General features: G+C 32.5%; 7 protein-coding genes. 6 read left to right on the top strand and 1 reads right to left on the bottom strand.

The features are described 5' to 3' along the window. On the top strand, positions 1-879 hold the full coding sequence (locus Q0822_RS03060; protein WP_299119998.1) for a carbohydrate kinase: 879 nt from the start codon (positions 1-3) through the stop codon (positions 877-879). A gap of 23 nt (positions 880-902) precedes the next feature. Here the strand turns inward: Q0822_RS03060 and Q0822_RS03055 are convergent, their stop codons facing one another. Next, positions 903-1922, bottom strand: coding sequence for a LacI family DNA-binding transcriptional regulator (locus Q0822_RS03055; protein WP_299119996.1), 1020 nt, complete (start codon positions 1920-1922; stop codon positions 903-905). Positions 1923-2233: 311 nt separating this feature from the next. On the opposite strand from Q0822_RS03055, the gene Q0822_RS03050 reads away from it, so the two are divergent. From Q0822_RS03050 to Q0822_RS03030, 5 genes are all read left to right on the top strand, one after another. Next, positions 2234-5245: a SusC/RagA family TonB-linked outer membrane protein gene (locus tag Q0822_RS03050; RefSeq protein WP_299119994.1), complete on the top strand. Its 3012-nt coding sequence runs from the start codon at positions 2234-2236 to the stop codon at positions 5243-5245. A gap of 10 nt (positions 5246-5255) precedes the next feature. Then, a complete protein-coding gene (locus Q0822_RS03045; protein ID WP_299119992.1) occupies positions 5256-6866 on the top strand; it encodes a RagB/SusD family nutrient uptake outer membrane protein in 1611 nt (536 codons plus the stop codon). Between the two features lie 87 nt (positions 6867-6953). Beyond that, positions 6954-10241 (top strand): VCBS repeat-containing protein, encoded by a 3288-nt coding sequence (locus Q0822_RS03040; protein WP_299119990.1) that lies wholly within the window; start codon positions 6954-6956, stop codon positions 10239-10241. Further along, positions 10222-10794 (top strand): hypothetical protein, encoded by a 573-nt coding sequence (locus tag Q0822_RS03035; protein WP_299119987.1) that lies wholly within the window; start codon positions 10222-10224, stop codon positions 10792-10794. The genes Q0822_RS03040 and Q0822_RS03035 overlap by 20 nt, the downstream gene beginning before the upstream one ends. A gap of 3 nt (positions 10795-10797) precedes the next feature. Further along, a complete protein-coding gene (locus tag Q0822_RS03030) occupies positions 10798-14082 on the top strand; it encodes a VCBS repeat-containing protein (protein ID WP_299119983.1) in 3285 nt (1094 codons plus the stop codon). Position 14083: the final 1 nt, after the last annotated feature.

Raw genomic sequence — 14083 nt, 5'->3', positions numbered from 1 at the left:
ATGCAGAAAATTGTATGTTTTGGTGAAATATTATGGGATGTTTTTCCTACTCATAAAAAAATTGGAGGTGCGCCTCTTAATGTCGCTTTGCGATTAAAATCTTTTGGTAATATTGTTACTATAATAAGCAGCGTTGGAAATGATTCTGATGGAAAGGAACTCTTAGATTTTATAAGTGATCATGGTGTTGATTGTAACGAAATTCAGATAAGCAACGAATACAAAACAAGTCATGTAAACGTAGTATTAGACAATAAAGGTTCAGCATCTTACACTATTGAAAAACCTTGTGCTTGGGATTTTATTCAGCCTACCGAAAATTCAAAAAGAGTTGTTAAGGATTCAGATGTATTTATTTTTGGAAGTTTAGTTACAAGAATGAAAACTTCTAGAGAAACACTTTTAGACCTTTTGGAATATTCTAAGTTTAGAGTTTTAGATGTTAATCTAAGGCCTCCTTACTATGAAATGGATTTCTTAAAACAATTAATGCTAAAAGCGCATTTTGTAAAATTTAATGATGAAGAGCTTTTGGAATTTTGCGAGTATTTCAAGTTTGAATCAAATAGCATCGAAAGGCAAATAAAATTTGTATCTGAAACAACAGAAACAAATCAAATTTGTGTCACTCTTGGAAGTGAAGGAGCCATTTTATATACAGATAATGCTTTTTATAGAAGTAACGGTTATAAGGTTTCGGTAAAAGATACTGTAGGTGCTGGTGATTCTTTTCTTGCTACTCTAATAAACGGACTGCTAAATAATAAACCTAGACAAGAAGCCTTAAATATGGCCTGTGCTATTGGTGCTTTGGTTGCTTCAAAAGATGGAGCTAATCCAATTATAGAAGTAGATGAAATCCAATCTTTAATGGTTTAGACGAAATAAAATAACACGTGGAATTAACTTGAGTTCCTAATAATTAATTCAGTATCAACAGTTAGTGTTTTTGGCTTAAAATCTATTCCCTTTTGTTTACATTCTATTTCTTCAAACAATAGTTCTATTGATTTTTCACCAGTCACGTTAGCATTTTGTTCTACCGAGGACAGTGTTGGTGTTATTACTGATGACATAAACCAGTTACTAAAGCCAAAAACGGCTATATCTTCAGGTATTTTAATGTTATGCTCATTGAGATAGTTTATAACGCCTATTGCAGTTAAGTCTGTTACTGTGTAAATCGCATCAATAGATTTGCCGTGCGTATTAATTAGTTTTTCCGCGTTTAAATAGCCATTTTCAAAATCACCATTATTACAAATGTATACCAAAGACGAATCGAACACTATGCCGTTATCTTCTAATGCTTTTTTATAACCAAGAAATCGATCAATTGAATTCTGTGGATTCAAATCACCTCTAAAATATGCGATACGTTTATATCCTTTATTAATTAAGTAAGACACTGCTTCGTAAGAAGCTTTGATGTCATTGATAACTACTTTAGAACAATCAATAAGCTTTGTGATTTTATCAAATAGCACCAACGGAATATCGTAGTCCTTAATTTTTTGCAAATGCTTGAAATTGTTTGTGTTATTAGATAGAGAAATTAAAATGCCATCTACACCTTTATTGATTAATAAGTCAACTTGTTTTTTTTCTAATTCATAATCTTCGTTAGATTGCATTATAATGACCATATAACCTTTAACTTCGGCTTCTTTTAAAATAGCATTGATGATGTTAGAAAAAAAGTAGTGAACCATACTAGGAATAATAACGCCAATAGTCTTAGATTCTTTACTTCTTAAACTTTGAGCAAAAACATTTGGAGAATAATTAACAGATTCGGCCAACGCTAATACTTTGAGTTTTGTTTTTTCACTTACATCAGGATAATCTTTGAGTGCTTTTGATACAGTAGATATTGATATACCAAGTGTATTTGCGATTTCTTTTAGGGTAGTTTTAACCATTGTTAATATTCAATATTAAATACAAAATTGCTCTAGATATGTTCAACCAAAATTTAAGATTAAAATATAGTCTAATAGATAGTCAAAAAAATGACCTAGAAACTTATTTAATTTCTTGTTAATCGGCAATAAGAATGATAAAAGTACAATTTACGAAAACCTTTTCGGTAATTTTTTAAGATTTTTTTAAGGTTTTATTTTGCGTTTCTGATAAAAAAAGGCAATTTAGTATTTAAATTTGATAATTTTTTAACGTTTACTTGTTGATTTCGTAACAACGTAGCACTAATTACTAACTAAATAAACTTAATATGACACAAAATCTTTTTAGAAAAATTTTATGTAGTATTTTCTTTCTGGTAGGAGGATTGATATACTCGCAAACCGTTACAGGTAATGTTTCGGATAACACGGGTCCTTTACCAGGAGTTAACGTTATTGTTAAAGGAACCACCAATGGCGCTCAAACCGATCTTGATGGAAATTACACATTAAACGATGTGGCTTCAGACGCTGTTATTGTTTTCAGTTACTTAGGGTTTAAAACTCAGGAAGTAGCAGTTAATGGTCAATCTACTATTAATGTTGTTTTAGAAGAAGATGCAGCGGCTTTAGAAGAGGTTGTTGTTGTTGGTTATGGTAACACAACTAAAAAAGAAGTGACTTCTGCTGTTACAACAGTGAGCGAAGAAGAGTTTAACCGAGGAGCTATTAACGATGCTGCTGGTCTTTTACAAGGTAAAGTGGCTGGTTTGAGTATATATAATAGAGGAGGTAATCCAAATGAGGATGCTGTAATTAGATTAAGAGGTATTTCTACAATTGGAGCTAATTCTCAGCCATTAGTTGTTATTGATGGTATTATTGGTGCTTCTCTAGACAATGTGGATCCTAACGATATTGATACTATGACAGTATTAAAGGATGGATCGGCTGCCGCTATTTATGGAACACGTGGTTCTAGTGGTGTAATCATTATCACAACTAAGAGAGGTAGATCTGGTTCTACAACGGTGTCTTACAACGGATCTGTAGCTTCTGCATCTATTGCAAGACAAGTAGATAATATGAGTGGTGATGAGTTTGTTGCAGCTGGTGGTACAGATTTAGGTAGTAGAACTGATTGGATCGATTTAGTAACAAGAAACGCTATCACTAATATACACAATGTTGCTATTTCTGGTGGATACGACCAGACAAACTTTAGAGTTTCTGCAAACTTTAGGGATGCGCAAGGTGTTCTACGAAACTCTGGTTTTAATCAGTTTAATACTAGACTTCAAGCATCAACCAAAATATTAGATGATAAATTAAAAATAGATTTTAATGCATCTTTTACTAAAAGAGATAGTGAAGAAGGTTTCAATGAGGCGCTAAGATATGCAGTTCTTTATAACCCAACTGCTCCTGTTTTTGGTGCGGATTCGCCATTTCCCTTTAGTGCAGACCCTTATGGAGGCTACTTTGAAACATTAGGATTGTTTGATAGTTTCAACCCAGTATCTATTATTAATCAAAATACTAATAATAGTGATAGAAATGAATTTACTTATGGTGCAAACTTTAAATATAGTTTCACAGATAACATTTCTTTAAATGCAACATATTCTGAACAGAGTTCTAAATTTAATAATGGTCAATATTATAGAACAACATCGCTTTTTAGAGGTAACGCATCGAGTCCTACACGTAAAGGTTTAGCGCGATTATACAATAGAGATGATAGATTTAAGTTATTTGAAATCTACGGTGATGTTGCTTTAGATCCAACAGATAGATTAAATTTAAAGTTTACTGGTGGCTACTCATGGCAAGAAGAGCAATTTAATGATTACTTTATTTCAGCTGGTGATTTTCCAAATGATAATTTGGCATATATCGACGCTTTAGAATGGTCTCAAGATCAAATTAACGGTGGTAATTTATTGAATATTAACAGTAATAGATCACCAGAACAACGCATTATAGCATTTTTTGCAAGAGCAAATGCAACTTTTGATAATGCTATATATTTTAATGCTTCTGTTAGACACGAAGGTTCTACCAAATTAGGTGTGAATAATCAATGGGGAACATTTCCATCTGTTGGTTTAGGTGTTGATTTGAATAACTATATAGACATGAATAATGTTGACCAATTCAAAGTAAGAGTTGGATATGGTGTTACAGGTGCTCTACCTGTAGATTATGGTCTTGCTCAAAGTGGTTACAATCCTGATGGAAATTTACTATCATCTGTAGCATTTAGACAAGCAAACCCAGATTTACAGTGGGAGGAAAAAGCAGAGACGAATTTTGGAATTGAATTTAATATGGGACGCTTAGGGGCGACGTTAGATTTATATTCTAGAAAAGTTACAGATTTTATTATTGAAAGACCTATTTTGGCAGGGGAGCTTCCTGATGATGTGGTTCAAATTGCTGACACTTGGTTCGATAATAGTGGAGAGTTATCTACTAAAGGTTTAGAATTAGCTGTAAACTATGATATTATCAAAAATGATGATCTTACATATAATTCAGGTTTAATCTTTTCAACCTATAAGTCTACCTTAGATGAGTTTGGACAAACTACATTTAGAGGAAATCTTGGTGCGCCAGGGCAAAACAATACGGCTGTTGTATTAGTAGCACCAGGTGAAGAGATTGGATTAATTTATGGTCCTGTTTGGGATGGTACAATTACTGACGGTGCTCAAAACTTCGTTGACTTAAATGGCGATGGAACCATACAAGCGAATCAAGAAATTGGTAATGCAATTGATGCTGATGGTGATGGTGTTATCGACGGTGACTTAAAAGAACTTGGTAAGGGTATTCCAGATTTTGAATTAAGTTGGACACACTCTTTAGCTTACAAAAACTGGGACGTTAATATGTTAATTAGAGGTGCATTTGGTCACAGTCTAGTTAATAACTTTAGAGTATTTTACGAGCCAAGAGTAGGTAGCCAAAGTTCTTACAACTTTATCAATACAGAATTGGCAGAGCCAACGATTACAAATGCTCAGTATAGTTCTCTATACGTAGAGAAAGCTGATTTTGTTAAGCTTGATAACTTACAAATTGGATATACATTTGATATTGGCGATAATAATAAGTATCTTAAGAGTCTAAGATTATCATTAACGGCTCAAAATTTATTTACTATAACTGGTTACACAGGTGCAGATCCTGAGCCTGCATTACAAGATAGAGGTGATGTAGACAACGGTGGATTCTTAAACCCAGGTGCAGGTGATCCTTTAACACCAGGTATAGATAGAAGGTATAACTATTTCCAATCAAGAACTATTACATTAGGTCTTAATGCAAACTTTTAAAAAAAAAACTATGAAAAACATTTTTAAAATCAGTTTAATGTGTGGAGCACTTGTCCTTATGAGTGCCTGTACAGATTTAGATGAGAACTTACTCGGAGAAGTTACAGAACAGTTCGATGGTGTAGAGCCTGACTTTGGAAGCTTTGACGGAGGTGGTCCAGGTCCTTCCGATGCTATTGCGTCTGCTTACAATCAGTTAAGAAATGCTGGTTCAGCAAACCATGGTGGTTATTTTTCAATACAAACAGTGTCTTCTGATGAAGCGGCTATTACTCAAAAAGGTGGTGATTGGTTTGACGGTGGTATATGGTTAGATATGCACAGACATACTTACACATCAACTAATGGTCCTGTTACAGGAACATGGACACAACAATACGATGCTATTGGAGCATGTAATACAGCATTAGCTGATGGTGGATTAGATGCAAATCAGGTGGCTCAAGTAAGAGCACTAAGAGCTTTTTTCTACTACCGTTTATTAGATCTTTATGGTAGAGTTAAATTAGTTACTGAAACAAATAATAACCCTCCACAATCAACAAGAACTGAAGTTTTTAACTTTGTTGAGGGTGAGCTATTAGCTGCTTTAGGTATCGGTTCTGTTTCAATGGGTATGGATTTATCGTCTAGTCCTTTAACAACAGAACAAAACCCGTATAGAATCAACCAGTTTGCTGCGTTAGGTTTATTATCAAAACTATATTTAAATGCTGAAGTTTATACAGGTACAGCAAGATGGTCTGAAGCTTCAATGGCTGCAGGTTATGTTATTGATAACGGTGGTTATATCCTTTGTGATTCAGGATGTTCGGTTCCTAATCCAGCAAGAAGACCAGCAGTTGCATCAGATCCTGAAACTTTAGAAGGTTATGCGGCAGTTTTTGCGCCTAACAATCAAAACAATCCAGAAATGGTGTGGTCAATTGCTTACGATAATGCGTCTGGTACAAATATGAATTTTGCGCAAATGACTTTACATTATTCAAGTCAATTTACTTGGAATATTGCAAATCAACCTTGGAATGGATATTCGGCATTAGAAGAATTCTATAATTCTTATGAAGATGGTGATGCTCGTAAAACAGCTAACTTTATAGTAGGACCACAATTTGATTACGAAGGTACAGCTATATTAGATTATGCTGCTCCAGCTGATGAAATAGAATTAGATTATTCTATAGATATTAATGAGTTAGAACCTAATGCATCTAGAAAAGGTGGTGCACGTTTGGGTAAATTCAGCTTCCGTCAAGGACAACAAAATGATATGGATAATGATTACCCAATTATTCGTCTGGGTGATATGTATTTGGTGCGTGCTGAAGCGGATGCTAGAGCTGCTGGCAATTGGGCTGTGGCTTTAGGTGATGTGAATACAATTAGATCTAGAGCAGGTGTTGGAGCATTAACGTCTTTAACTGCTGACGAATTCTTAGCAGAGCGCGGTAGAGAAATGTTTATGGAAGTTTCTCGTCGTCAAGATTTAATTCGTTTTGGTAGGTTTAATGATGCATGGTGGGAAAAGCCAGTTTCTGATCCTACAAGAAATGTGTTCCCTATTCCACAAGAGCAAATAGATGCAAGTAGTGGAAGTTTAACACAAAATCCAGGATACTAATATTTATATAAAGTATTTTATTTGAGTAAAAAGGGATACTTTTATGTATCCCTTTTTTAATATCATTATTTTTCTATTTAGGCTTAAATGAAAAACTTTCTAGTGCTTTTTTTTATAGGTTATATTCTATTTTCTTGTGAATCTAACGTTAGTGATTCTAAACTTTTCGTACAGAGAAATGATAACTCAGGCATAACTTTTCAGAACACATTAGAATATACCGAAGCGCTTAATCCATATACATATAGAAATTTTTATAATGGTGGAGGTGTTGCCTTAGGTGACATTAATAATGATGGCTTATTAGATATCTACTTTACAGGAAATTTGGTTAAAAATGAACTGTATTTAAATAAAGGGAATTGGAAATTTGAGAATATTTCAGAAAGTGCTGGAGTAGAATGCGATGGTGTTTGGTCATCAGGTGTCACGTTTGTAGATATTAATTATGATGGATGGTTAGATATTTATGTTTGTAAAGCTGGTCCTCCAAGTGAGATGCCTAACAGACATAACGAGCTATTCATAAACAATGGTGATTTAACTTTTACTGAGAAGTCTAAAGAATACGGTCTCGATATTGTTGGGTTGAGCGTACAGGCAAACTTTTTTGATTATGATAAAGATGGTGACTTAGATTGCTATCTTCTTAATAATTCCATACGAGCAGTTGGAAACTATGATTTTGTAAAAGACCAGAGAGAAAAATCAACTGAAAATGGCAATAAATTTTTACGAAACGATAATAATGTCTTTATCGATGTCACAGAAGAATCTAATATTTATTCAAGCTCTATTGGTTTTGGTTTAGGTATTACTGTGAGTGATTATAACAATGATTCATGGCCAGATATATTTGTTTCAAATGATTTTTTTGAACGTGATTATTTATATATAAATAATCAAGACGGAACCTTTAAAGAAGATTTAGTAAATCAATTTGGTTCTATTTCGATGGGCTCTATGGGAGCGGACGCTGCGGATTTAAATAATGATTCATTTTCAGATATTATGGTAACTGAAATGTTGCCAAAGTCTCTAGAAAGACAACGTTCTAAGACTATTTTTGAATCTTGGAACAAATACGATTTAGCAAATAAGAAAGGATATCACCAACAATTTTCTAGAAACGCTTTACATAGAAATATGGGTAATAATTCATTTTTTGAAATAAGTCGATTTTCTGACGTTTCAGCCTCTGAATGGAGTTGGGCCTCTTTACTTTTTGATGCAGATAATGACGGGTTAAAGGATATATTTATTAGCAATGGTATCTTTAAAGACTTATTAGATAGGGATTATTTGACCTATATGGCAAATGAAGATAAAATCAGGGACATGATAAAAACTGATAAGGAAATTATGAATAAGCTTGTAGATATGATGCCATCTCAAGCGGTTTCAAATGCTGTATTCAAAAATCAAGGTAATTTTCAGTTTTCAGATGAATCAAAAAACTGGGGATTAGATGCTCCAAGTTTTAGTAACGGAAGTGCTTACGGAGATATTGATAATGATGGAGACTTAGATTTAGTAGTGAATAATGTTAATATGCCCGCTTTTTTATATGAAAATACTGCGGATAGCACACTTAATAGAAGTATTTCAATAAGCTTAATTGGTGCTGAAGAAAACAAGTTCGCAATAGGCTCAAAAGTGGAAATCTATTACGGTAAAAATCAATACGGAAATCTTGAAAATTTTCCGTCAAGAGGTTTTCAAAGTTCAATCTCGCCAAAACTACTTTTAGGAACTAATACCTCTAAAGTTATTGATAGCCTGATTATCTCATGGCCAACAGGAGCGAAGAGTAGTCACTATCAAATTAGCACAAATCAAAGTTATATATTTAATCAGTTAGACGAAAAGCTCTATACTGAAGAAAAACATAGTGAAAATCAAAATCTATTGGTTGAAACAGATGCGTTATTTAACTATAAGCATAAAGAAAATAATAGTGTAGATTTTAATAGAGAACAGTTGTTGCCGGAGATGTTTAATAATGAAGGGCCAAGTATTGCAAGTGCAGATATAAATAACGATGCTATCTTAGATTTTTACATAGGTGGTGCTAAAGGGCAATCTGGAGTTTTATTTATATCACAAAGTGGTGGTTCATTTAAAGCTGTTGTTGAACCTTTTAATGTAAACGCAAAATCTGAAGATACTGACGCTGTATTTTTTGATAGTGACAATGATGGTGATTTAGATTTATATGTCAGTAGTGGTGGCAAAGCATTTTCCAAATACGATTTCTCTTTAAATGACAGATTATATGTTAATAAAGGTAACGGTAATTATGAGTTGAGTTTAGAGTCTCTAAGTTTCTCAACACCAATTAGTACATCAACAATTTCAACTTATGATTTTGATAATGATGGTGATGTAGATGTTTTTATTGGTGAACGTTTTAAAGTAGAAACCTATGGTATTCCATCATCTGGATATGTATTAAAAAATAATGGTAATAATCGCTTTGAAATTACTGAACCTGAAGCATTAAAAAATATTGGTTTAATTACAGATTCTTATTGGACAGACTTAAATAACGATAGTGTAAAAGATCTCATAGTAGTAGGTGAATGGATGCCTATTACCATTTTTATAAATAAAGATGGAGAATTCACAAATCAAACTAAAGAATTTGGTCTATCTGACACTTCTGGTTTATGGAAAACCATAGAAGTTAAAGATATTAATAATGATGGTAAAGTAGATATTGTGGCTGGTAATAAAGGTGAGAATACTTTTTTTAAGCCAAATATGAGAATGTATGTTTCTGACTTTGATGGCAATGGCACTATTGAACAGATTGTATGTTACAAAAGAGATGATAAGTACTACCCAATTGTGGATAGGGACGAGTTGATTTCACAAATTTCAAGTCTCAAGCAAAAGTTGTTGTTTTATAAAGATTATACAAATGCTCATATCGCTTCTATTTTTACTGCAGAACAACTAAAAGAAGCAAAATATTTTGATGTTAAAATGCTAAATTCAGCACTTTTTATAAATAAAAATAAGACTTTTGTAAATCAAAAATTACCTAGAGAAATTCAGTACTCAAATGTAGCTGCTATTCAAATTTTTGATGTAGATAAAGATGGTAATCAGGATATTTTATTTGGTGGAAATCAATACTTAATAAAACCACAGTTCGGTATAGATGATGCTTCTCAAGGTTGGTTATTATATGGTACTGGCAAAAATGATTTTAAAGAAGCTATGTCTTTAAATATTAAAGGTCAAATAAGAGATTTTAATTTTATAGTATTAAAAGAGGAAACGATTTTAATGACTGCGATTAATAATGATAGTATTAAGTTTTATAAAATATTAGATAATAAAAGTTTAAATGAAAATAAGGTTAGATAATTTAATAGTGCTTCTTTCTGTTTTTTTGGTGTGTTCTTGTCAATCAGAATATACCAAACTCGTTAAGGATGAACTTGCAACTGGTGTTAGAAATGATTCGGTTTTTTATGGTTTAAAATTTGGTCAAACGAAAAGTGATTTTTATGAAATCTGCAAAGAATATAACCAAAAACGTATTTTAACTCACGGACCAAATAATAATTACGTTCAAAGTTTTCTTTATCCGCAAGATACAACTGACACAACTCATAAAATGAGAATGTTATTTTACGGAAAATTCAATAAAGAGAACAAGATTATAGCTATGGATGTTAAGTTTTCATATGTGGCATGGTCACCATGGAATAAAGATTTTTCTGCGGAAGCATTATTACCCAGAGTTCAAGATACTTTATTGAAATGGTATCCAGGCAATTCCTTTATGGCCGTTAAAGACGATATATTAGTTAAGATAGACGGTAATCGTCAAATTCAATTAAAGCAAGAGTCCGATAAAGATGTATCAGTTTTAATAGAAGACCTTGACTACAAGTACAACAATCTAAACAAGTAATAAATGCTGAAGTATTTTAATAGCGTTCTGATTTTACTTTTTCTTTCTTCTTGTACAGAAGATAGGAATCAAATAATTATTGAGAATACAGAACCACAATTTAGGTTATTGTCAGCAGATTCCACAGGGATTAATTTTAGTAATGATTTGGTTTCTAATGATGAGTTTAACGTTTATAAATACCGAAATTTCTACAATGGAGGAGGTGTTGCACTAGGAGATATAAATAACGATGGGTTGCTAGATGTATACCTCACATCTAATATGAGCAAGAACAGATTGTATTTAAACAAAGGTGATTTTAAATTCGAAGATATAACCGATAAAGCAAATATTGCTGGTTCTAAAGCTTGGTCTACAGGAGTATCTATGGTAGATATTAATGCAGATGGATTTTTAGATATTTATGTTTGTAATTCTGGGGATGTTAAAGGAGATAATAAGCAAAATGAGTTCTTCATTAACAATGGCGATGGAACATTTACCGATAAAGCAGAAGCACTTGGATTGGATGATAAAGGATTTTCTACACATGCTTCTTTCTTTGATTATGATAATGATGGGGATTTAGATGTTTACCTTCTCAACAATTCTTATCAAGCGATAGGTAGTTTTAATCTTACTAAAAATGAGCGCCCAAAAAGAGATGTTTTGGGAGGAGACAAACTTTTTGAGAATAAAGACGGACTTTTTATAGACGTAAGCGAAAAAGCAGGAATCTATGGTAGCGTTATTGGCTTTGGTTTAGGCGTTACAGTAGGTGACATGAATAATGATGGCTGGCAAGATATATATGTGTCTAATGACTTTTTTGAAAGAGACTACTTATATATTAATAAGCAAGATGGTACTTTTAAAGAATGTTTAACGACTTCTCTTAATTCAATTAGTGGAGCATCGATGGGAGCAGATGCTGCCGATATTAATAATGATGGTTATAATGATATTTTCGTTACTGAAATGTTACCAAGCGAATATGATCGCTTAAAAACCGTAACTACATTTGAAGATTGGAACAAATACCAATACAATCTAAAAAATGATTACTACCATCAGTTCACCAGAAACATGTTGCAGCTTAATAATAGCGATTTAACATTTAGTGAAGTTGGTCGGTTTAGTGGAGTAGAGGCGTCAGACTGGAGTTGGGGAGCTTTATTTTTTGATATGAATAATGATGGTTTAAAAGACTTATTCATTGCCAATGGCATTTATAAAGACCTGACTAATCAAGATTATTTAAGGTACATCTCTAATCAAGAAGTTATTCAATCAATTGTAACAAATAACCAAGTCGATTATAAAAAATTGATTGATATAATTCCGTCAAATAAAGTTAAGAATCATGCTTATATAAATGATGGGAGTTTAAAATTTGAGCGTACTGATAACGGACTAAATACAGAGGGATTTTCAAACGGATCAGCTTATGGTGATTTAGATAACGATGGGGATTTAGATGTGATTGTTAATAACGTGAATATGCCATTGTTTGTTTATGAAAACAAATTGAACCAAAATGACACTCATTATTTAAAAGTTATTCTAAAAGGTGAAGGCTTAAATAAAGATGCTATAGGAGCTAAACTCAAACTCTCTAACAATACAGATACGCTTTTTTTAGAACAGCAACCTGTAAGAGGATTTCAGTCTTCAATGGATAATCGTCCTAATTTTGGTTTTAAAAATAAAGACAATGTAAATTTACAAGTAACTTGGCCTTCTGGCAAAGTTACTAACCTTGCGAATCTTGAAGTTGACAAAACACTAACACTTTACGAAAAAGATGCAACAGATGATATGAAAAGCTCTTCAAAAGTTGCTGAAGCACTATTTTCTAAGGATAAAACGAGTTTGAGTTTTACTCACAAAGAAAATAATTTTATAGATTTTAATGTAGAGCGTTTATTGCCATTTATGAGAAGTACAGAAGGTCCAAAAATGGCTTTTGGAGATGTTAATGGAGATGGAGAAGAGGATATATTTATTGGTGGTTCTAAAGATAGTTCTGCTAAATTATTTATTCAAAAAAACGGTCAATTTATTGAGCTAAAAACATCTGCTTTTGAAAATAATAAATCATCAGAAGATGCAGAGAGTGTGTTTTTTGACGCAGATAATGACGGTGATTTAGATTTATATGTATGCAGTGGAGGTATAGAGTTTTCCAAATTTAGTCCTAAATACTTGGATAGACTTTATATTAACGATGGTAACGGCAACTATGAGATTTCATCGCAAATATTGCCTACAAAAGTTGGGTATCATAGCAGCAACACAGTTACAGCTTCAGATATAGATAATGATAATGATATTGACTTATTTGTAGGTGAACGCGCCATACCAAAAGCTTACGGTGAATCAGGCTCTGGATTTCTTTTAATTAATGATGGTAAAGGAAACTTCACAGAAAAGTCTAGTGAGTTATCTCCCGAGTTTTCAAGCCTAGGAATGATTACTGATGCAACATTCGTAGACCTTAATAAAGATGGCTCAGAGGATTTGGTGATAGTCGGTGAGTTTATGGGAGTTAGGGTGTTTGAAAACATTAATGGTAGCTTTAAAGAAGCTGATAATGAGATGTTGTCTAACTTAAAAGGATGGTACAATACCATTGAAATAGCGGATTTAGATAATGATGGGGATAAAGATATAATTCTCGGAAATCATGGCTTAAATAGTAGATTTAAAGCTTCAGATAGTAATCCAATAAAACTTTATGTAAATGATTATGATGGGAATAGTTTTTTAGACCCGATTCTCACATTTAGATCACATGATGGTAATCAATATCCTTATGCGCTTAGACATAACTTAGTGGATCAATTAAAATATTTAAGCAAAAAATATCCAGACTACGAATCGTTTAAAAATGCAACTATAAGTGATATTTTTACGCAAGAACAATTAGATAGTAGCACAGTCTTAGAAGCTAATAATTTAAGTACTTTAATATTGATAAATAATGGTGATTTTAAATTTGAAGTAAAAGACTTACCTAAAGAGGTTCAATTTTCTCCTATATATGCCATAAGTACATCAGACTTTGACAAAGATGGTGATATGGATATACTTTTAGGTGGAAATTTAAATGGTGTTATGCCAGAATTTGGAAGGTATGATGCTTCTTACGGAAATTATTTAGAGAATTTAGGAGACAATAATTTCAAATACCATAAAACGGGAAGAGGATTGAAAGTTAATGGTGAAATAAGAGACATAAAAGTGATAAAAGATAAAATTTTTATTACTAAAAATAATGACACGTTAGAGGTTTATAAGTATTAAT

The organism is uncultured Winogradskyella sp., from assembly GCF_947496485.1.
Lineage (GTDB): Bacteria > Bacteroidota > Bacteroidia > Flavobacteriales > Flavobacteriaceae > Winogradskyella.
The sequence above is the reverse complement of the archived record's forward strand: the minus strand, read 5'-3'. Positions and strand labels throughout refer to the sequence as shown.